Source organism: Thalassospira australica, assembly GCF_000763295.1.
Taxonomy (GTDB): Bacteria; Pseudomonadota; Alphaproteobacteria; order Rhodospirillales; family Thalassospiraceae; genus Thalassospira; species Thalassospira australica.
Window position 1 is genome coordinate 203,359 of sequence record NZ_JRJE01000006.1, and the last position, 20,298, is coordinate 223,656.

Below are 20,298 nucleotides of genomic sequence, written 5' to 3' on the forward strand. Positions count from 1 at the left end.
GGTTCTTGTAATCACGGCAAGGGCCCGAACACCGCAGTGGTATCGAGCAACCAAAGCGCTGTGCTGATTGTGATAAAGGACAGCGAAGTTGTTGCCATAAGGGCGGCTGCAGTCATTCCTTCATGCCCATAACGCTGACCATAAATCGCATAGACGCTAAACATCGGGGCGCAGGCAAATGTAACAGCGGCGATCTTCATCTGTGGATCAAGATCGGGCATCAATCCGAGTAGGGCAAAGGTGAACAGGGGGTGCAAAACCAGTTTGCCAAAAACGATCCGCGATATGTCAAAACGAAGCCCTTGAAGTTTCAATCCGACAAGTCCGCCACCAATAACAAACAGGGCGACAGGGGCGGATGCGGACGCCAGCATGTCGACCACGGAAATTAAGGGGCCGGGCAAAGTGATGCCCGAAATTGAAATGCCAAGACCGATCAGGATGGCAATGATGATCGGGTTGCGTGCAAGTGCGGCAAAAGTCTTTGCAAGAACTTGCCAACGGGTGGTGCCAGCAGCTTGGGCACTGTCACCCAGAATAAGGGTCAGCGTTGTGATGACCAGATTTTCAATGATAATGCACAATGCCAGCGCGACACCCGCTGTCGGGCCCAGCAACTGCACGACAATCGGATAGCCGACAAAACCACTGTTGCTGCCCGACATTCCCATACCCTGAAGGGCTGAATTTTCCTGACTCCTTTTGCGGATCAAGCGCGCAAAGAAGTAACCGAGGGCAAAAACGATCAATGCTCCGCCCCCATATGCAAGCAGATAGTCGGTGTTGAGAATGTCGGTAATATCGCGCGCAATCAGGGACTGGATAACAAGGCACGGCAGGGCGAAATTGATGACAAACGCCCCCATGCCCCGGACGACATTCTGTGGAACAATATTGCGAAACACCGCGATATAGCCGATGGCGATAATCAGGAAGATCGGCATTGTAATTGCCAGAATATCAAGCATGTTTGCCACGGGCCTTTAATGTGGGTGAGCGCAGAGACCAGCTACCCCTGCTATGGGCAAAAGGTCAAGAAACGGAATGACTTTGACGATGAACCAAACGGTAATGGATTGGCCAACGCATCTGCAGCCACAAAGCTTTCTGGGACCAGACAGGCTTTCACATGCATCAGAGAAAGGTGCAAAAGCAGCTGAAATTATCGAACATTTTCAGGTTCTTGATCGTTTGGCGCAATACGATCCTGTGATCGCCGGAACCCTGCCAATAGCGCTTGATACGCCGGAGTCTGATGTTGATATCTTGTGTCATGTTTCTGATTTGATGGCGTTTAAAACGTTTTCTGATCAAACGTTTTCTGATCTTGATAAATATCGGGTGCACATGCGTGCGCCAACAGATCACTTAAGTGAAGCTGTTGTGGTTCGGTTTGAATGTGATGGTTTACCCATTGAGGTTTTCGCGACCGATTACCCGACGATTACGCAGTATGGCTTCGTCCATATGTTGGTCGAAGCGCGTATTTTATGGCTGATGGGGGATGATTTTTCGCAAGATGTCATGGCCTTAAAGCAAGACGGTGTGAAGACCGAACCTGCCTTTGCCCAAATGCTTGGTCTTGTGGGCGATCCCTATATCGCGCTGGCAGAGCTTGCAGCACTTTCGCCAACCGAACTGCGCACGCGACTTAAGATGATTTAAAGCAGGTCCTCAGGCCTGTTCCGTTGCAATTGGCAGGGCATGATAGACAACGTTTTCGGTGTCTTGTGCCTTGGCCTCGATCAGGGCTTTTTCAGCAACCTCAAGAATGTAACGTGCGGAGTAGTTGAATTTTGCGTCCGGTTCTGCCCAGGTTGCGCCAACACTGACCGTAATACGCACAGGATTGCCTTCCATATCGGTGAAACGGCATTGTTCGCGTACGGTGTCGCACAGCTTAAAGCCAAGGAAGCTTGTCTGTTCGCGACGTGCACCGGGCATCAGGCAGGCAAAACCATAATCATCGACCCGTCCGACAACGTCGCGATCGCGCAACGAGGATGTGATCGCAGCGACGATGGCCTGCACAATCCTTTCGACAGTGTCTGTGCCAAAACAATCAATCAGATCCTGATAATTATCGATTTCAAACCGATACACCCCAATGGGGGTGTGCTTGAGACGTGCATTGATCAGTTCACGATGAAGGAACTCTTTCATGCCATTGGCATTCCAGGACCGCGTTTTGCGATCAATCAACGCATCCTGTTTGGCGGGGTCAAGATCATCATAAACCTGTTGCGGGGTGCGCGCGCCGTATCGCAGGGCAATGGTGGTTTCCGCCCAATGACCAAGGTCTTCAAGAATCTGAAGGTCTTCGTCGGTGAACTTGCGACTTACACGATCAACCACGCAAAGCGTCCCGATTTTAAAGCCATCCGGATTGGTCAATGGCACACCGGCATAGGAACGAACATGGGGCACACCAGTTACCAGCGGGTTGTCACGGAAACGCGCGTCGCTTTCGGTGTCTTCGACAACAAATGCCTTATCGCCATTGATCACATGACCGCAAAATGAAATATCGCGCGGTGTTTCGTTGCTTGGCTGGTTGATGTTGGATTTGAAGAATTGGCGATCATTATCAAGCAGGGAAATCGCAACGATCTCTGTGCCAAAAATACGCTGCGCAACGCGGGTGATCCTGTCCAGTTCCGGGTCGGCGTCACTGGTCAGAATGCCCATGCTTTCAAGCGATTTTTGACGGGCAATTTCATTTTCTGGCAGATCCGCCTTTTGCATCCAATCTTCCCCCGGTTTCGCGCACATGGCCATCAGAATGATAGAAGTTTCAGTGCAGCAATCAAGTTGGCCTTTGATTTATGGTTGCGTGATTACCGCATCCCCCAGTGAGACCGTTCCGCTTGTAATCACCCGGCAGGTCACCCCGCCGCGCCAGTCAGGGCTCAGCGCATTCTGAAGTCCCGGGGCGACATCATCCATCCGGTTGCAAGGATCGGTTTCACCGGTAATTTCAAAAACAACCGTGCCGATCGTAAGTCTGGTGCCTTTGGTTCGTGGCAAGGCAATCCCACGCACAAGTAGGTTTGCACGGCGCTCCGTCCAGGGAATGTCAGGGCGGTCAATGTCCTGGCAGGCTGCTTGCCAGTCTTCCTCTGCCAGAATGGTGATCTGACGGCGGCGGAGTTTTCCACGGTAATCCCCATCAAGACCAAGCTCGGTCGTGATATCAACCTGATCAAGGGTTTCCATTGGGGCATGTGAGCGCGCTTTACGTGCAATGCCAATCAGTTCTGCTGTGCCCGTCATGGGAGTCCCCCGGAAGATAAGGTATAGATGACTTGTTGCAGTTCGATCAGGTTTTCCATTGCCCGGAAATGACCCAGCGGCCTGCAAAGTTTTCCGGCACCAGAATAGTCTGGCGTGGGGTGCCGCTTTCATCCAGACCGGGATAATCTGTGGTGTAATGCAGACCCCGGCTTTCACGGCGCCATAGGGCGGATTGAATGATCAGCTTGGCAACGACTGACAGATTACGAAGTTCCAGAAGGTCATTGGTAACGCGGAAGTTGCCGTAATATTCGTCAATTTCCGACAGAAGCAAATCGACCCTGTGCTGGGCGCGCTGCATGCGTTTTGTCGTGCGCACAATGCCAACAAAGTCCCACATGACATTGCGCAACTGTTCCCAGTTATGGGCAACGATGACTTCTTCATCAGAATCTGTGATGCCGGTTTCGTCCCATTCTGGCAAAGGATTGAAATGATCTTCGACCGGCAAGGCATCGATAATGTCTTTTGCTGCGGCTTCGCCAAAGACAAGACATTCCAGAAGTGAATTTGACGCCAACCGGTTCGCCCCATGCAAACCCGTTCCGGCGCATTCACCAATCGCATACAGCCCGGTCAGGTCGGTGCGCCCGCGAAGATCGGTCAAAACACCGCCACACGTGTAATGGGCGGCTGGAACAACCGGGATCGGCTCCGTGGTCATATCGATCCCGTAGGTCAGGCAGTTTTCATAGATGGTCGGGAAGTGTTCCTTGATGAAGTCCGCGCCCTTGTGACTGATATCAAGATAAACGCAGTCAGCGCCCAGACGTTTAAGTTCATGGTCAATGGCGCGTGCAACAATATCGCGCGGGGCCAACTCGCCGCGTTCATCAAACCGATCCATGAAACGCGTGCCATCCGGCAGCAGAAGCTTGCCGCCTTCGCCGCGGACAGCTTCGGAAATCAAAAAGGATTTGGCCTGCGGATGATACAGACAGGTTGGGTGGAATTGGCTGAATTCCATATTCATCACCCGACATCCGGCACGCCATGCCATGGCAATGCCATCGCCCGTAGAACCATCCGGGTTAGAGGTAAATCGATAGACCTTGCTTGCCCCACCGGTCGCCAGAATGACGGTACGCGCGTTAAATGATTTTACCGTGCCTGTCTCAAGATCAAGGGCATAGGCCCCGATGCAGCGACGGCCTTCACCACCAAATTTGCGATCCGTGACCAGATCAATTGCCAGATAGTTTTCAAAAATATCGATGTTCGGATGACTGACAGCCTGTCCTTGCAAGGTCGTCTGAACCGCGCGCCCGGTCGCATCAGCGGCATGGACAATGCGTCGGTGGCTGTGGCCGCCTTCGCGGGTCAGGTGGAAGGGCTGACTGTTATCGCCTTTTGGGTCACGGGTCAGTTGAATGCCAAGTTCATCAAGCCATTCAATCGCGCGCGGCGCGTTGCTTGCAACGAATTCAACAGTTTCGCGTTTGCAAAGATCCGCACCGGCAATCAGAGTGTCGTCAACATGACTTTCAATGCTGTCAGCCGCGTCAAGAACTGCAGCAATCCCGCCTTGCGCCCAGTTGGTCGAACCATCATCGATCTTTCCCTTGGAAAGAACGGCGACCTTTACATGCGGGGCAAGTTTGAGGGCCGTGGACAGACCGGCAGCACCACTGCCGATGATAAGCACATCGTACTGGAATGAGTTTTCGGACATTTTATCCCATCGCGTTTGGGCGGTGCCAGATGGCGGAAATTGGCGCGGTGGCGTCAACATCGGGCTCCGAACAGAGGCGTAGAATAGGACTGCTTTTCGCCAATCTCAAACATATTTGTCTGAAAAGATGAGAAGAATGCCGATCCTCATCAGGATTATCGGGCCGATTTATAATTCGGCTAACGCGAATTTCAGTCGGTTTGATCAGTGACGCCGGGGACTTTAAGCCAGGTGAGTTCATGCTTGTTGTTATAAAGATGCACGACCTTCGATCCGGGAATGTCTGCGAACTGGGTGATGGCCGAATAATCGGTATCGCCTTGCAGTTTGATGGTGCAGATAAAATTGGTTGCCATGCCTGCATCCATCCAGTGATTGACCAGTTGGAACAATCGATCCGGATAGCAAATCACGTCAGAGCACAGCCAATCGATATAGCCGACCTCTTCCGGGTTCAGGCCAAAGGCACTTTCCTGACGGAAATCAACGCGCGGCAGATTGGCGATCTTGGCATCAAGGCGGGCCTTGTCGATGGAAATGACATCGGTGCCAAATTCATGCAAAACCCAGGTCCAGCCGCCGGGGCTTCCGCCCAGGTCCATGGTGCGGTCTCCGGCCTGCGGATAGGCGCCAAGACGGGTGAAGGCCTCCCACAGTTTGAGGTACGCACGGTTGGGCGGGGTGATCTTGTCTTCTTCAAACTCGACCTCGCCGTTTTTCCACGGACTGGAACAATCGGCTGCTGCAATAATCGTATCGGGATCAATCAGCGTCCATGACCCAAGCGGCGCAGTTGGCGCAGGCTCTCCAAATACCTGACGTTTGGCTGACACATGCGGGAGGTTTGCTTCGATCAGTTTGGCGCGTGAAAAATGGTCAAACTTGAATAGGGCCCAATTGCGCTGATTGAATTTCAGGATTTTGGCAGCACCCTTGATCGACGGGATGGCAATGCGTACCGGGTTGCGCCAGACATTCTGTGCCCAGAAAACACGCCGTTCCGGACCGGGTGCAAACATCAACCGGTCGTGGCGTTCAATCACATCACCAAGTTCGGCGGCCAGCTGATCCTCAAAGCCCACAGGGGCGAGATAACCAGTGGCATCCATTGGCTCAATCACGGCGTCAACGCCGTCCGGGGTGTCGAATGTTTGTGTGTTTTCCATCATGGGCCTGCTTTTACGCCGTTTTGACCCAATAAAAAAGCGGGAAAGCTGCATAACAGCATTCCCGCCGGTGATTGCCGAGAAGTCAGGTGACAACTTAGAATTTGTCAGCCTGAACCAGACCGTCGATCAAAAGAACCTTGGTCGGGTCGCCTTTGATGCCAAAGTCATTATCGTTGATCATCGCAAGCGCGCCATTCCCCATGATGGCCAAACCTTCAAGCTTGTTAGGCGCTTCCGGGTAATCGGCACTGTCAAAACGAAGCGTCTTGGAAACTGCGACCAGATCGATGCTGCCAAGATCGTTTTGCTGTTCAAGCGAAGGGCTGGTCGACATGTCGTCCCAGCGGGTGGCAAGTATGTTGGTCGCACCCTTCAGTTCGACTTCATGCAGCTTGGTGGTCTTGTTGGTGCGTTCGAGAACCAGCAGACGATCATTGCCAAGGGCCAGAACTTCGGAGATACGCGGTGCGTTCTGTTTTTTCGACGGATCATTGCGGAAGGTCTGCGGATCATCAAGCTGATAGATGTATTCACCGCTCAGCTTGGAAGATGCACGATCATAAACAAACAGGCGCGTGTTCTTTGCCACCTTGTAGGCATCTGCATTCGGGTTGGCCAACGGGTTTTGAACCATGAAGTACAGCTTGCTCTCGTCTGGTGAGACTGCCATGGATTCAATGCCGCGGTTGGTCTGGCGTTTGACCAGAATGGCCGGAAGGCCGCCGGTAACTTTATAGGCCGAACCTTCGAAGTCTTTTTCCGAACCGGCCGGAACGATGCGTTCATTGACCGTACCATCAGCAGCGACATGGAGGATCGACGGACCGTTTTCCTCGCCAATCCAGTAAGACCCGTCAGAAAGGCGAATGATGCCTTCGGCATCGATCGAGGATACCGACTGTTCAAGCATGTTGCCGTTGGCATCGACCGGCTTTTCGGTTTTGGCAACGGTCAGTTTGTTGGTAAGTCCGGTTAGCGGTACGCCATTCTGATCCTTGATGGTGATGACGTCCTTGATGTCAAAGCTGCCATCGTCATTTAGGAAAATGGTATAGATCGACGGTGAATAATCCGGGGTCGGATAAACGCGGACTTTCTGGCCGTTGCAGACCTGATCGGTGGAAACGCCCAGAACGGTTTCGACATCGCCACAAACAAAGTTGGGGCCACGATCAGATACGGCATAGAACATGTTGGCCGGATCGCTTGGGCGGCGGTGCGCGCCGGAACCAAGACCAATCGTCAGATCACGTGCCTTGCCGCCCTCGACCATGACAGTCGAAAGGTTGTTGATTGCACTTTTGGTTTCAAAAACCTTGGCTTCACCCGCCATGGCTGACCCCGCCATCAGCATGGTGGTAATGCCGACTAGACCGGCTGCAAATGTCCGTTTCATCACTGGGAATTCCCCGATAAATTTCACAAAAACACTTAAGCTCAAGCCCGAAATGTTCGGGCGAACTGTGTTCTTGTTCACATTAAGGGGGTTATGTGACGGTTTGTTTGCGCTTGCGCGGCACTTTGATGAAACAAATCAGATGCTTGATGGGGGATGCGCCGGATTATTTCCAGAAATCTTCGCGGCGGACCGTAAAGGTTTCTGAAACACTGGCATATTCCTGATACCCAAGGCGGGCCAGCGGCTCAAACAGCGTGATGTCGACCATCCCGTCGCGAATAATTGCATCATCAATATGCAGTCCGATGACCGTGCCGATCACCATGGCGCAGGGGCGTTCGGGATTGTCACTGGGCAGATCGACAATCTGGAAAACCTTGCATTCCATATGGATCGGAACACCTTTTATCAGATGTGGTTTGACGCATTTTGCCGGAAGTTTTTCAAGTCCGGCATAGTCAAATTCGTCTTCATCGGGTGGCAGGGGTGCCGAAGAAAAATTGATTTCCTTGAGCATCGCCTTGGGCGCAACGCCAACAACAAATTCCCCGGTGGCACGGGCATTTTTCAGGCTGTCGACCGATCCCCCAGATGAAAACATCACCATCGGCGGTTTGCCATGCACTGCATTGAAAAACGAATAGGGTGCCAGATTGGGACGGCCATCCAGATCCACGGTCGACACCCAGCCAATCGGGCGCGGTGCGACACAGGCCTTGAATGGATCGTGGGGAAGGTTGTGCGCAGTTTTTCCGGGTTCGTAAAACATGGTGGCCCTTTGCTGGCGAAGTGTCGCTTGGTCTTTTCAGATTTGGTGGCTAAGACTAGGTGCGCCAGACAGGGCAGGCAAGCGCGTTCTTGTGTTAGGAAAAGCAATGAACCCGATGAAATCGCCAATCGAAACGCTGCGTGAAAGACTTGATCACGTACACCCGCTTTCCGATCCCGCGTGGAATGCGTGTGTGGGGTATCTTCAGGTGCGCAACTGGTACCCCAGAAAACTGATATTTGCTGCCGGTGATCAGGATCGGTCTGTTTACTTCATTGTCGACGGCATTGCGCGTTACTACTACATCGATGCAGATGGGCGTGAACGCAATAAATCGATTACCGGTGTTGGCGGCGCGCTTTGCAGCATGGACACGGCAATCAACGGAAACCCGAGCCCGTTTTTTGCTGAAGCCATTACCGACCTTCAAACAGTCGCAATCGGTTATGCCACGCTTTTGGAACTGTCTGATGCGTTTGGCGATTGGGCGATCGTTGTGCGTCGGTTATTGGAACGGCTTATCCTGAAAAAGGAACGTCGTGAGTCTGATTTTCTGATGCTTTCTGCCCGTCAGCGTTATGAGAAGTTTCTGGCGGAATTCGGGAATGACGCCACGCGGATCCCGTTGCGCCAAGTGGCGATGTATCTTGGCATTACCGATGTCGCGCTTTCACGTATTCGCCGTGACATGGGAATGATCAACTCTTAACCCATGTTAAGGTCACGGGTGAAATTCCCGCAATGATCGGTGTCTCGAAACAAGGAGGCACCCATGCAAAAACTCATCCCGCCTTACCTTTTTCTGATGTCCCTATTCTTGATCGCAGGTGCATCCTATGCGTGCTTCATACGCGATCATGCCCTGGTGTTTAACCCGTGGGGCGTCATTCCGTTTGTCGCTGGATTGCTGATTGCGGTGTTCGCGAAAAAGCAGTTCCGGAAACACCGAACCACGGTTCAGACATTTGCTGCCCCCGATACGCTTGTTACCACTGGCCTGTTTCGCCATAGCCGTAATCCAATGTATCTGGGGTTTTTAATTGCGCTTTCCGGTGCCGCATTTGCGACCCAATGCGCACTTTCAGCGATGGTCGTTTTGGGTTTCTTTGCGGCCTGCCGGTGCTGGTATATCGCGCATGAAGAACGCGTAATGCAGGCCGGGTTCGGGGATGCCTATCGGCAATATTGTGCCCAGACCCGACGCTGGATATGACCCGGAAAACCCAATATTTCAGCGCATTTTACTGCGCAGGTGCATATTCATGTTCGCGGACATGGTCCGGACGATCTGTGAGATGCAGGCGGGTTTGCGCCATAGGCGTTTCGGCGATGATTTTGCCCTGTTTGATAACAAACAAGCGGTTGGCGCGCATGCGGATGGCCTCAATCGTGTCACGCGCCTGCAGCACAACGAAATCGGCCTTGTTGCCGACCTCGATACCGTATCCTTCAAGGCCCAGAATTTTTGCCGGTTCTTTGGTCACCGCGTCAAAACAGGCGCGGATATCGTCCCGTGACGTCATCTGGGCGACATGAAGCGCCATGGATGCGACTTCAAGCATGTCGCCAGATCCCATGGAATACCAGGGGTCCATCACGCAATCATGCCCGAACGCAACCGTAAGGCCCGCATTGCGCAGTTCCGGCACACGGGTCATGCCGCGCCGCTTGGGATAGGTATCGTGACGGCCCTGCAGGGTGATGTTGATCAGCGGGTTGGCGATGGCGGAAACCTCTGCTTCGGCCATCAGGGCGATTAGTTTGGACACATAATAATTATCCATCGAATGCATCGATGTCAGGTGTGAGCCAGCCACCCGGCCCTGAAGCCCAAGGCGTTGGGTTTCATAGGTCAGCATTTCGATATGGCGTGACAGAGGATCATCTGATTCATCGCAATGCATATCGACCATCAGCCCGCGGTCGGCCGCCACCTGGCAAAGTTCTGTGATGCTTTGTGCGCCATCGGCCATGGTGCGTTCAAAATGCGGAATACCGCCAACCACATCGACACCCTTGTCCAATGCGCGAATAACGTTGTTCTTGGCGGTCGGGCCGCGCAGGTAACCATCCTGCGGGAAGGCAACAAGTTGCAAATCGATATAGGGCGCAACCTGCTTTTTGACTTCAAGCAGGGCATCCACCGCAAGCAAGCGATCATCGCAAACATCAACGTGGCTTCTGATTGCAAGCAGGCCTTTGGATACCGCCAGATCGCAATATTTAAGCGCCCGTTCAATCACCGCTTCGGGGGTCAGCAATGGTTTAAGCTCACCCCAAAGTGCGATGCCCTCAAGCAACGTGCCGCTTTCATTCATGCGCGGCAGACCAAGTGACAGGGTTGCATCCATGTGGAAATGGCTGTCGACAAAGGGCGGACTGACCAGCATGCCGCCGCAATCAAGCACTTCGACCGCAGGGACATCAATGTGGCTGGAAATTTCGACAATCCTGCCATTCTGACACGCGATATCCACACCGCTTTGCCCGTTGGCAATATTGGCATTTTTCAGGATCAGATCGGGTTGCATGGTGTCATCCTTGGTCTGGTGGTCGCGATATCAGAAACTTAGTCTGGTCAGGCTTTGGTTAGCGCTGCCCCTTGAACCATGGCACCAGAAGCGCCTTGGGGTAATCGGCTTTGCGGGCAACAACAATAAGCGCAATGATCGACAGGATATAGGGCATCATCAGGAAGACCTGCGATGGTAAAAATGCGCCAACTTCGGTCTGCAGACGCACCTGAAACGCATCAAACGCTCCAAACAAAAGTGCACCGATCAATGCTTTTCCCGGGCGCCAGCTTGCAAATACTGTCAGTGCAATACAGACCCAGCCACGGCCATTGATCATGCCAAAGAAGAACGCATCAAATGCCGACATGGTCAAAAACGCCCCGCCCAGGGCCATAAATGATGATCCGACGACAACCGCCCCGATACGCAGCGCGTAAACCGAAAGCCCCTGTGCCTCGACCGAAGACGGGTTGTCGCCAACCGCCCGGATCGCAAGCCCAAGTGGCGTGCGATATAAAACCCAACCGGTCACAAACACCAGAACAAGGGCCAGCATCGTCATCGCGGTTTGCGAAAACAGCGCCTGTCCAATGAAGGGCAGGTCCGACAGGAACGGAATATCGAGCGGGCGGAACGGTTCGATCCGCGGCGGGGATGAAACATCCGGCAGTGCTGTGCGATAGGTGAAATAGGAAAGACTGGTCGCAAGCAACGTCACGCCAATGCCCGATACATGCTGGCTAAGTCCCAGAGGCACGGTCAGGATGGCATGGATCAGGCCAAAGAACCCACCGGCAAGAGCTGCAACCAATATGCCGCCCCAAAGCCCGGCGCCAAGCCAAACAGCCATCCAGCCCGCCATGGCCCCGGCGGTAAAGATGCCCTCAATCCCAAGGTTAAGGACGCCCGCACGTTCACAGACCAGTGCGCCCAAGACGCCAAAGATCAGCGGGGTGGCAATGCGAATGGCAGCTTCCCAGAAGCTTGCGGCAAGCAGAATATCAATGATTTCCATGGTCTTTCCCCTTAGCCTGCCGTCGACTTGCGATCAAAATGAACCTTGAATCGGGTCAGGAACCCGCCAATCAAAACACATAGCAACGCCATGGCAACGATCAGGTCCGCCAGATAGCTTGAAACACCAATCGCGCGGCTCATGGAATCTGCACCGACAAATACCGACGCAACAAACAAGGCAGATGCGATCACACCAACCGGTGACAGACGGGCCAACATGGCAACGACAATTCCGGCATAGCCATAGCCCGGTGACAGATCGGTTGCGAGATAACCACGTGTTCCGGCAACTTCCGACACCCCCGCAAGACCGGCCAGTCCCCCCGAAAGGGCGGCGACAAGCACCATGGTTTTGGTCACCGAAATGCCGGAAAACCTGGCCGCCGGTGCGTTTTCACCAACGGCGCGGATTTCAAAGCCCCAAACCGTGCGTTTGACAAGAACGGCCAACGCCACAGCACAGCCAAGCGCAATAATCAGACCAATATGAACGCGCATCCGTTCTAGAAGTGGTGGGAAAATTGCACTGTCGATGATGGGTTCCGACTGGGGCCAGCCCATGGACATCGGGTCCTTAAGCGCACCTTCAAGCATCATCTGCACGAACAACAGGACGATGAAGTTCAGCAAAAGCGTTGTGACAACTTCATCCACCCCAAGACGGGTTTTCAAAAGTGTGGGCCCGATCAGCATCAGCGCACCGGCTGCCATACCGGCAAGAATGATAAGCGGGATCATCACCCAGCTTGGGCCGTCAACCACGCCGGAACCAATGGCAACCGCGGCCATGGCCCCCATATAAAGCTGGCCTTCTGCACCGATGTTCCAAAGCTTTGCGCGGAATGCAATGGCAGCGGCAAGTCCGGTCAGGATCAGGGGAGTGGCACGTGTCAGCATTTCAGAGACTGAAAAGACTGACCCAAAAGCACCCGTGATCATAAGGCCATAGGCCTTGAAAATCGGCGCACCTGCAAGGGCAAGTGGAATGGCGGCCAACAGGATTGCGATGGTCGCGGCAAGGACGGGGACGCCGTAAATCAGAAATGGGCCGGGATTACTGCGGGGTTCAAATCGGATCATGCCGTTTCTCCCGGATTGGTGGTCTTCGTGGCATGGGGGGCATGCGGTGCGGCTTTTTGTCCGGCCATCATCAGGCCAAGTTCGGATCGGTCGATGGCGTCGGTTGGCATGGCAGGGGTGATGTGCCCGACATGAATAACCGCGATCTGATCGGAAATGGTCAGAAGTTCATCAAGGTCTTCGGAAATCAGAATGACCGCAGATCCGCCTTGGCGGGCTTCAAGCAACCGACGATGGACTTCTGATTGCGCGCCAACATCAAGGCCACGCGATGGTTGATTGGCCAGAATCAGCCGTGGTGATTTTTCCAGCACACGCGCAAGGATCAATTTCTGGATATTGCCGCCCGACAACAGCCGTGCCGGCGCATCAGGGCCGGGGCACCGCACGTCATAATCGGTAATCGCATGTTCTGCGCGTTTGCGGATGGCATCAAAATCAAGGAAACCAAATTTTTGATATTCGGGGCTTCGGACATCTTCGATGGCGATGTTTTCGGCCACCGTCATTGACCCGACCATGCCGTCGTGATGGCGATCTTCGGGGATGCGGGCGATGCCGTTTTGAGCGAACGTATGAGCATCGAACTTTTCGATCTTATCGCCAAATATTTCAACCGATCCGCTGTCTGGTTTGTCCAGCCCGGCGATCAATTGTGCCAACGCGGCCTGCCCATTGCCCGATACACCGGCTATGCCCAAAATCTCGCCTTCGCGGGCAGTGATGCTGACCCCATGCAGGGACCTGCGGGAATCTCCGCGATCAATTGTGACATCGTTTAATGTGATGACCGGTTTGCCCGGTTCGCGGGCCGTGCGGCGACTGACGGGCACTTCGCGACCGACCATCATTTCGGCGATGGAATTATGGTCGGCGTCAGTGGTTTTCATCTCGCCAACCTTGGCCCCGCCGCGCAATACGGCAATCCGGTGCGAAACGGCGAGTACTTCGGCCAGTTTGTGGGCGATGATAATCACGGCAAGTCCGGTTGCGGCAAGCTTGCGCAGAATGGCAAACAGGCTGTCGGCTTCTTGCGGGGTGAGAACTGCGGTCGGTTCATCAAGGACCAGAAGTCGAGCATCGCGATAAAGCGCCTTAAGGATCTCTACGCGCTGTTTTTCGCCGACGGTCAGTTTGTGTACCGGCTGATCCAGGTCGACATTCAGGCCCGACCCGGCCATCAGTTCGTTAAGCTTGGCGCGTGCCTTGGTGCGGTCGCGCCGAAGGCGGAAAATCGGCTCAGTTCCAAGGACGATGTTATCAAGCCCGGTCAGGTTTTCGGCCAATGTAAAATGCTGATGAACCATGCCGATCCCGGCATCAAGGGCTGCCTGCGGGGCGCCCGGTTCAAGTTGTTCAAGGCCGCCGTCGCGACGGGCAACTGTAACCGTTCCTTCGTCTGCGACATAATGGCCGAACAGAATATTCATCAATGTGGTTTTGCCAGCACCGTTTTCACCAAGCAGGGCGACAATTTCGCCCTTGTGAACGGTCAGGTCGATGGCGTCATTGGCAACGAGTGCGCCAAATCTTTTGGTTACACCTGCCAGCGACAGCAGCAGGTCGTGCGACGTTTCGGGCGATATGTGCGCAGCAGATGACATTCGGGAAATCCGTTTTGTTTTTATGCGTCACGCTGTGGGGCGATTGGATGGTGGTTTTGAACGAAAAAGGGCAGTTCGGCTTTTACACCGAACTGCCCGAAAATCTGAAACAAATCCTACATTGTGGATTTAGGTTCTTCGTCATTCACCTCAACAGTGAAGGAGCCATCAAGAATTTCAGCCTCTTTGGCTTCAACAGCTTCGACGGTGCCATCCGGAAGAAGGCTTCCGTCAAGAACAACGCTGCCGCCGCCATATTCCATATAGCTGAACTTGCCGTAATCTTCGGCCTTGAATTCACCTGCTTTGACCGCCTCGATGGCGTGGTCAATGGTGGCTTCCATGTGCCAAAGCGCCGACCCCAGAATGGTGCCCGGATAATCCGCAGCGGTGTCGATCACGTTGCCAACGGCAAGAATGCCGCGTTCCTTTGCAGCATCGGAAACGCCAAAGCGTTCCGCATACATGATGTCTGCACCATTATCGATCATGGCAAATGCAGCTTCTTTTGCCTTGGGCGGATCGTACCAGCTGTTGATGAAGGTCACCATGAACTCGACATCCGGGTTCACCGATTTCGCACCGGCCATAAAGGCGTGCATCAGGCGGTTTACTTCCGGGATGGCAAAGCCACCGACCATGCCGATCTTGTTGGTTTTGGTGGCATTACCTGCCGCCATGCCAACAAGGTAGCTTGGTTCATGAATGAAGTTATCAAAGACAGAGAAGTTTTCGCCATCCGGGGCAAAGCTTGAGCCCATCAGAAATGCTGTTTCCGGATAGTCTGCCGCAACTTTGCGCGCTGCGCGCTCAACGCCAAAGACTTCACCAACAACAAGGTCGGAGCCGTTTTCGGCATATTCGCGCATGACGCGCTCATAGTCGGTGTTGGCGACGTTTTCGGAAAACTCATAGGAAATATCGCCGCGTTCCTCGGCAGCGTTAAGCGCCTTGTGAATGCGCGAAACCCACTGCTGCTCAACCGGAACCGTGTAAATTGCCGAAACCTTAAGCGGATCAGCGGCCTGGGCGGGTGCCCCAAAGCCAAAGGAAACGACTGCAGCAGCGCCGGCGATGGCCGACAGCATGGCGCGTCGCGTTAGGCGGAATGTACCAGACTTCATTATTGTCCCCCTGCGGATTATTGCCGTTATGCGAAGTTCAACCTTTTGCATAGATTGTGAGCAGATTGTATACGCGATCACAAAAGAGGCAAAGCTCGTTCTGTCCAAATGGTCAGTTTTCCACACTTTCGTGTAAGTATTTGGGAATAAACACGGTTTTAATGCATCGCAGCACGCGAATTTTTGGGGTGTTGTGCGCCTGATGCGCGATATGTGCACCTGCGAACGTGATGGGGGCTGATGCAAGGACGCAGTTTCTGCGGAGTCCTGCACCAAGATTGCACGATGAAGACCGCATCGCGGTGATGTGTGTGCAGGGGCAAAATCTTCCGGTTTTTCGGCCATACCGGTTAAGATTGTCTAAACGATCAGCGCAGTTTCTAACACAATGCGAATCCTTGAAAAATTTCGGAGTCGGTTAACTCTTTCATTAACTATTTCAGTTGATGCTTTCATCAAGATTTCAAGGGGGAACCTAGAAGGCATCATGACAAAAAAGACATCTTTACCACTTGATAAAGTCCTGGTTGGCGATTGCATCGAATTGATGAACAGCCTTCCGGAAAAATCCGTTGACCTGATCTTTGCTGATCCGCCCTACAACCTTCAGCTTGGTGGCGATCTTCTGCGCCCCAACAATTCCAAGGTTGATGCGGTTGATGATCACTGGGATCAGTTCGACAGTTTCCGTCACTATGACGACTTCACCCGCGACTGGCTGACGGCAGCACGCCGGGTATTGAAAGATACTGGTGCGATCTGGGTGATCGGTTCGTATCACAACATTTATCGCGTGGGTAACACACTGCAGGACATCGGGTTCTGGATCCTTAACGACATTGTTTGGCGTAAAACCAATCCGATGCCGAATTTCCGTGGCAAACGTTTCTGCAACGCGCATGAAACCCTTCTGTGGTGTTCCAAAAGCGAAGAGCAAAAAGCCATCACCTTTAACTACGAAGCGATGAAGCAGCTCAATGAAGGCTTGCAGATGCGCTCTGACTGGTTGATGCCGATTTGCTCGGGGTCGGAACGTCTCAAGGATGACAAGGGCAAAAAGGTCCATCCGACCCAGAAACCCGAAGCACTGCTTCAGCGTGTTCTGATGGCGACCACCCGCCAGGGTGATGTGGTTCTTGACCCGTTCTTCGGGACCGGTACGACCGGTGCTGCGGCACGCCGTTTGGGCCGTCACTTCATCGGTCTTGAACGCGAAGAAGGTTATGCCGAAGCCGCTCGTGACCGCATTGCCAAGGTTCAGATGCTTGATGGCGACAGCCTTGAGCTGACCGAGTCGAAGCGTTCCCTGCCACGCATCCCGTTTGGTGCGGTGATTGAGCGTGGCCTGTTGGCACCGGGCGATAAAATTTATGACAACCGTGGCAATGTTGCCGCGATGGTGCGGGCCGACGGGTCGATCAGTCATAAAGACAATGCCGGTTCAATCCATCAGGTCGGAGCACATGTACAGGGCGCACAGGCTTGTAATGGTTGGACTTATTGGCATTACAAGTGTGACGGACGACTGGTTTCCATCGACAATCTACGCAGCCAGTTGCGCAAGGAATTGGGACAGGTCCCCGCCTGATCCAGACCGGAAATTTTCGGTTAAATCATTGATGCCCAACAGAACCGGCGTGGTTGAAAAACCCGCCGGTTTTTGCTTTTTGCGGGAAAACTTGCTATGTCTTTGAGATGAAAGATTATCCGTAAGGATAGATGGAGACGAATATGCAAGCAGGTTCAGTAGGGAGTGCAGCATATGCACCCAACCCGGTTCAGGTTCAACAGGCCGCAGCGCCAATTGCCGAAACGGGTAATAACGACCTGAATTCACCGCCGACACAGCGGATAGAGCAAGCAGCAGAAACCGAAACGTCGCAGCAGGCAGCCCCGCCGCCGTCATCGGGCCGTGGACAGGTAATTGATATTTACGCCTGATCGCGCCGCGCGAGGTTAAAAAACAAAAGGCCTGTGGTTTTGACCATGGGCCTTTTTCTATGCAACTTGCTTTAAGCGGTGTCCTAGCGATATTTCAAAGCATGGCGAACGATTTTTTTCATAACGGTGGGCAGGGCAAATTCTGAAAGCCCGTCAACGGTGGTCCAGCTACCTTCCATGTTATCAGCCTGATCCGCGCCAAGTGTGGTCGCCAGAACCGAGACCTTGAGATGGAAGTGGGTGAAGGTGTGCCCAACTGTGCCGTCAAGTTCCGACCAGCTTGCTGTAACCGGGGCTTCGGACAGCATCACATCATCCGGGGCATCGATGGCGCGCCAGTCACTGCCTGGCACCTCATAAAGTCCGCCCAGCAATCCCTTTTCCGGTCGGCGGCGGATCAGAATGCGATCATCATCCTCGCGCCTTATCCAGAAGGCATAGCCAACCCGGGTCGGCTTTGGTTCCTTTTTGCGTTTCTTTGGCAAATCCGGGGCGATGCCTGACTTTCGCCCTTCGCAATCTGCCTGCCATGGGCAGATGCCACATGCCGGATTACGCGGTGTGCAGACCGTCGCCCCCAAATCCATCAGCGCCTGCGCATAGTCGCCCGGGCGATCTGATGGCGTCAGGGCAGCCGACTTTTCCTTGATCTCGGGTTTGACGTCAGGAAGCGGCGTTTCAAGCGCAAACAGGCGTGAAATTACCCGTTCGATATTACCATCGACCGGGCTGGCATGTTGGTTAAAGGCAATGGCTGCAACCGCACAGGCGGTATAAGGGCCGATGCCTGGCAGCTTCAGCAAGCCTTCCTCCGTATCGGGAAAAACACCCTCATATTCGGTCGCAACGACCTTGGCGCATTTATGCAAATTGCGCGCACGTGCGTAATAGCCAAGCCCCTGCCAGGCGTGCAAAACATCATCAAGGTCCGCGTTGGCAAGGTCAGTCACGGTTGGCCAGCGTTTCAGAAATGCGGCAAAATACGGCCCCACGGTCTGGACCGTGGTTTGTTGCAGCATGATTTCGCTTAGCCACACGTGATACGGGTTGGGCGTTTCGCCGGGCTCTGAGCGCCAAGGCAAGGTGCGATGATGACGGTCATACCACTCAAGCATGGTCTGAGCGAGGCGCTGGGTATCCTGATGGGTGAAATGCACGACGATCCCGTGTTATGTTGTTTTGAGGAACCAGAGTCTGGGTCCCGAAGTTACGCAGACCCTACGAAAGAAGCGGGCGTGAGCAAGAAAAAAGATACCGTCGATACGAAAAGCACCAAGGCGATAGATCAGGCAACTGCATCCCTTGCGGCAAAAAATGCGGTCAAAAAGAAACAGAAAATAACGCCGATGGGCAGTTCCGAACGTCGTATGGGGTTGCGCAATGTCGCGCCACTGGTTGGGAACCTTACCCGACCTTTGGTGCGCAAGCGCGGTTTCTTTCAGACCGAGATCATTCTGCATTGGGGCGAGATCGTCGGACGTGACCTTGAACAATTTACCATGCCGCTGAAATATACCCCGCCGCCCCGGGAAAGCATTGCTGGCGGTACGTTGCTGATCCGGGTTGTCGGGCCGGTCGCACTGGAACTGCAGCACCGCATGCCGCAAATTATTGAACGGGTGAACAGCTATTTCGGGTATCGGGCGATCAACAAGATTTCGATGCTTCAGGGGGATATATCGCGGCCGGAACGCACGGTTCATCGCCCGCCCAAAGCCCCGGAAGCCGATATTGACGCATCCCGCCAGGCCGATATCGAAAAAATAGAAGACCCTCACCTGCGAGACGTCCTGACCCGTCTTGGTCGTCACATTGCCGGGGCGACAGGGGGGCTGAAACCCAAAACCGGCAAAAAATAACGGGTCATTTCGGGTTTATGCCCGATAACCCATATCGAATCAGTTTCTTGAAATGAACGATCACGGAGTTGCCGCATTTTGTCGGCAACTTGGCGACTCGTTGGTGCGATAGCCGTTTTAGGGCGTGTGTTGACTCCCGCGCTGCAACAGGCTTGTAATCACAAAACTTTGTTTTAACGGAGGTTTCCTTGCTAAAGGCGGTTAAGTTTCTTACTGGTGCATTTCTGATGGCGCTTGGCGTTGCAAGTGCGCAGCAGGCACATGCAACAGAATGGAAAGAACATGTATTGGGCGATGCGAATGCACCGGTCACGATGATTGAATATGCATCTTTGACCTGTCCGCATTGTGCGTCGTTCCACAATGAGGTTCTGCCTGAGATCAAGGAAAAGCTGATTGATACCGGTAAGCTGAAACTCATTTACCGGGATTATCCGCTTGACGGTATCGCGCTGCGCGCGGCTGCAATTGCACAATGTGCTGGCGAAGGTCGCTATTTTGGTGTGCTTGGCATGCTGTTCAAATCCCAGATGACCTGGGCGCGTGCACAAGACCCGATCGCCAGCATCAAGGAAGTTGTGCGCTTTGGCGGCATGACTAGCGATGCGGTTGATGCCTGCATTGCCGATCAGGAACTGATTGATGGTATCGTGACCTCGCGCATGACCGGCGAACAGGAATTCAATGTTTCCTCGACACCAAGCTTCGTCCTTGATGGCGATACAATTGCCGGGTCGCGCGACGCAGAATTCTTTATCGACAAAGTCGAAGACCTTATCGACTAATGAAAACAAATCTGCCGGACACCGTTTTGTTTTGCGGTGTTCGGCAACAGGGGCAGAAGGTCGGACCGG

The 20,298-nt window shown here is 53.6% G+C and carries 20 protein-coding genes; 7 read left to right on the plus strand and 13 right to left on the minus strand.

Annotated features, from left to right (window positions below; all coding sequences use genetic code 11):
- Positions 1-11: 11 nt before the first annotated feature.
- On the minus strand, positions 12-968 hold the full coding sequence (locus JF44_RS0106355) for an AEC family transporter (protein WP_033068106.1): 957 nt from the start codon (positions 966-968) through the stop codon (positions 12-14).
- Positions 969-1,056: 88 nt separating this feature from the next.
- Here JF44_RS0106355 and JF44_RS0106360 point away from each other — a divergent pair, with 88 nt between their 5' ends.
- A complete protein-coding gene (locus tag JF44_RS0106360) occupies positions 1,057-1,665 on the plus strand; it encodes a DUF4269 domain-containing protein (protein ID WP_162181387.1) in 609 nt (202 codons plus the stop codon).
- Between the two features lie 9 nt (positions 1,666-1,674).
- Here JF44_RS0106360 and JF44_RS19885 read toward each other — a convergent pair whose 3' ends face one another.
- The 6 genes from JF44_RS19885 to JF44_RS0106390 all read right to left on the minus strand — a co-directional run bounded on the left by JF44_RS19885 (position 1,675) and on the right by JF44_RS0106390 (position 8,303).
- On the minus strand, positions 1,675-2,745 hold the full coding sequence (locus JF44_RS19885) for a sensor domain-containing diguanylate cyclase (protein WP_162181388.1): 1,071 nt from the start codon (positions 2,743-2,745) through the stop codon (positions 1,675-1,677).
- A 78-nt stretch (positions 2,746-2,823) separates the two neighbouring features.
- Positions 2,824-3,273 (minus strand): MOSC domain-containing protein, encoded by a 450-nt coding sequence (locus JF44_RS0106370; RefSeq protein WP_033068107.1) that lies wholly within the window; start codon positions 3,271-3,273, stop codon positions 2,824-2,826.
- Positions 3,274-3,319: 46 nt separating this feature from the next.
- Positions 3,320-4,966, minus strand: coding sequence for an L-aspartate oxidase (nadB, locus tag JF44_RS0106375; protein WP_033068209.1), 1,647 nt, complete (start codon positions 4,964-4,966; stop codon positions 3,320-3,322).
- A 191-nt stretch (positions 4,967-5,157) separates the two neighbouring features.
- Entirely contained in the window at positions 5,158-6,132 is a 975-nt protein-coding gene (locus tag JF44_RS0106380; RefSeq protein ID WP_202901483.1) for an SAM-dependent methyltransferase, read from the minus strand.
- 97 nt (positions 6,133-6,229) lie between these two features.
- Entirely contained in the window at positions 6,230-7,531 is a 1,302-nt protein-coding gene (locus JF44_RS0106385; RefSeq protein ID WP_033068108.1) for an esterase-like activity of phytase family protein, read from the minus strand.
- Positions 7,532-7,697: 166 nt separating this feature from the next.
- Positions 7,698-8,303 (minus strand): flavin reductase family protein, encoded by a 606-nt coding sequence (locus JF44_RS0106390; protein ID WP_033068109.1) that lies wholly within the window; start codon positions 8,301-8,303, stop codon positions 7,698-7,700.
- Positions 8,304-8,409: 106 nt separating this feature from the next.
- Between JF44_RS0106390 and JF44_RS0106395 the strand changes: the two genes are divergently transcribed.
- Positions 8,410-9,012, plus strand: coding sequence for a Crp/Fnr family transcriptional regulator (locus JF44_RS0106395; RefSeq protein WP_052065514.1), 603 nt, complete (start codon positions 8,410-8,412; stop codon positions 9,010-9,012).
- Between the two features lie 63 nt (positions 9,013-9,075).
- The gene (locus tag JF44_RS0106400; protein WP_033068110.1) at positions 9,076-9,516 is read left to right on the plus strand and encodes a methyltransferase family protein; all 441 of its coding nucleotides are present in this window, start codon (positions 9,076-9,078) and stop codon (positions 9,514-9,516) included.
- Positions 9,517-9,544: 28 nt separating this feature from the next.
- On the opposite strand, the gene JF44_RS0106405 is transcribed toward JF44_RS0106400, so the two are convergent.
- The 5 genes from JF44_RS0106405 to JF44_RS0106425 form a co-directional block, all read right to left on the minus strand.
- Positions 9,545-10,834 carry an amidohydrolase family protein gene (locus JF44_RS0106405; RefSeq protein ID WP_033068111.1) on the minus strand — a complete coding sequence of 430 codons (1,290 nt, stop codon included), beginning with the start codon at positions 10,832-10,834 and terminating at the stop codon, positions 9,545-9,547.
- 58 nt (positions 10,835-10,892) lie between these two features.
- Complete coding sequence (locus tag JF44_RS0106410; RefSeq protein ID WP_033068112.1) at positions 10,893-11,834, minus strand: ABC transporter permease; 942 nt, start codon at positions 11,832-11,834, stop codon at positions 10,893-10,895.
- An 11-nt stretch (positions 11,835-11,845) separates the two neighbouring features.
- Positions 11,846-12,916: an ABC transporter permease gene (locus JF44_RS0106415; RefSeq protein WP_033068113.1), complete on the minus strand. Its 1,071-nt coding sequence runs from the start codon at positions 12,914-12,916 to the stop codon at positions 11,846-11,848.
- Positions 12,913-14,520, minus strand: a complete 1,608-nt coding sequence (locus JF44_RS0106420; protein ID WP_052065516.1) for an ABC transporter ATP-binding protein — start codon at positions 14,518-14,520, stop codon at positions 12,913-12,915. Before JF44_RS0106420 ends, JF44_RS0106415 begins: the two co-directional genes overlap by 4 nt.
- Positions 14,521-14,636: 116 nt before the next feature.
- Positions 14,637-15,644 carry a BMP family protein gene (locus tag JF44_RS0106425; RefSeq protein WP_156111618.1) on the minus strand — a complete coding sequence of 336 codons (1,008 nt, stop codon included), beginning with the start codon at positions 15,642-15,644 and terminating at the stop codon, positions 14,637-14,639.
- A gap of 487 nt (positions 15,645-16,131) precedes the next feature.
- Here JF44_RS0106425 and JF44_RS0106430 point away from each other — a divergent pair, with 487 nt between their 5' ends.
- A complete protein-coding gene (locus JF44_RS0106430; protein WP_033068114.1) occupies positions 16,132-17,232 on the plus strand; it encodes a site-specific DNA-methyltransferase in 1,101 nt (366 codons plus the stop codon).
- 143 nt (positions 17,233-17,375) lie between these two features.
- Positions 17,376-17,585 (plus strand): hypothetical protein, encoded by a 210-nt coding sequence (locus JF44_RS0106435; RefSeq protein WP_238318386.1) that lies wholly within the window; start codon positions 17,376-17,378, stop codon positions 17,583-17,585.
- 83 nt (positions 17,586-17,668) lie between these two features.
- On the opposite strand, the gene mutY is transcribed toward JF44_RS0106435, so the two are convergent.
- The gene (gene mutY, locus JF44_RS0106440; RefSeq protein WP_033068116.1) at positions 17,669-18,742 is read right to left on the minus strand and encodes an A/G-specific adenine glycosylase; all 1,074 of its coding nucleotides are present in this window, start codon (positions 18,740-18,742) and stop codon (positions 17,669-17,671) included.
- Positions 18,743-18,820: 78 nt separating this feature from the next.
- Between mutY and JF44_RS0106445 the strand changes: the two genes are divergently transcribed.
- Together JF44_RS0106445 and JF44_RS0106450 are read left to right on the plus strand one after the other, a co-directional pair.
- Positions 18,821-19,444: a DUF721 domain-containing protein gene (locus JF44_RS0106445; protein WP_033068117.1), complete on the plus strand. Its 624-nt coding sequence runs from the start codon at positions 18,821-18,823 to the stop codon at positions 19,442-19,444.
- 188 nt (positions 19,445-19,632) lie between these two features.
- Positions 19,633-20,229, plus strand: a complete 597-nt coding sequence (locus JF44_RS0106450) for a thioredoxin domain-containing protein (protein ID WP_033068118.1) — start codon at positions 19,633-19,635, stop codon at positions 20,227-20,229.
- Positions 20,230-20,298 lie beyond the last annotated feature (69 nt).

Coding starts and splice junctions, on each gene's coding strand:
- JF44_RS0106355 (WP_033068106.1), bottom strand. CDS start 968: ATGCTTGATATTCTGGCAATTACAATGCCGATCTTCCTGATTATCGCC.
- JF44_RS0106360 (WP_162181387.1), top strand. CDS start 1,057: ATGAACCAAACGGTAATGGATTGGCCAACGCATCTGCAGCCACAAAGC.
- JF44_RS19885 (WP_162181388.1), bottom strand. CDS start 2,745: ATGCAAAAGGCGGATCTGCCAGAAAATGAAATTGCCCGTCAAAAATCG.
- JF44_RS0106370 (WP_033068107.1), bottom strand. CDS start 3,273: ATGACGGGCACAGCAGAACTGATTGGCATTGCACGTAAAGCGCGCTCA.
- nadB (WP_033068209.1), bottom strand. CDS start 4,966: ATGTCCGAAAACTCATTCCAGTACGATGTGCTTATCATCGGCAGTGGT.
- JF44_RS0106380 (WP_202901483.1), bottom strand. CDS start 6,132: ATGGAAAACACACAAACATTCGACACCCCGGACGGCGTTGACGCCGTG.
- JF44_RS0106385 (WP_033068108.1), bottom strand. CDS start 7,531: ATGAAACGGACATTTGCAGCCGGTCTAGTCGGCATTACCACCATGCTG.
- JF44_RS0106390 (WP_033068109.1), bottom strand. CDS start 8,303: ATGTTTTACGAACCCGGAAAAACTGCGCACAACCTTCCCCACGATCCA.
- JF44_RS0106395 (WP_052065514.1), top strand. CDS start 8,410: ATGAACCCGATGAAATCGCCAATCGAAACGCTGCGTGAAAGACTTGAT.
- JF44_RS0106400 (WP_033068110.1), top strand. CDS start 9,076: ATGCAAAAACTCATCCCGCCTTACCTTTTTCTGATGTCCCTATTCTTG.
- JF44_RS0106405 (WP_033068111.1), bottom strand. CDS start 10,834: ATGCAACCCGATCTGATCCTGAAAAATGCCAATATTGCCAACGGGCAA.
- JF44_RS0106410 (WP_033068112.1), bottom strand. CDS start 11,834: ATGGAAATCATTGATATTCTGCTTGCCGCAAGCTTCTGGGAAGCTGCC.
- JF44_RS0106415 (WP_033068113.1), bottom strand. CDS start 12,916: ATGATCCGATTTGAACCCCGCAGTAATCCCGGCCCATTTCTGATTTAC.
- JF44_RS0106420 (WP_052065516.1), bottom strand. CDS start 14,520: ATGTCATCTGCTGCGCACATATCGCCCGAAACGTCGCACGACCTGCTG.
- JF44_RS0106425 (WP_156111618.1), bottom strand. CDS start 15,644: ATGAAGTCTGGTACATTCCGCCTAACGCGACGCGCCATGCTGTCGGCC.
- JF44_RS0106430 (WP_033068114.1), top strand. CDS start 16,132: ATGACAAAAAAGACATCTTTACCACTTGATAAAGTCCTGGTTGGCGAT.
- JF44_RS0106435 (WP_238318386.1), top strand. CDS start 17,376: ATGCAAGCAGGTTCAGTAGGGAGTGCAGCATATGCACCCAACCCGGTT.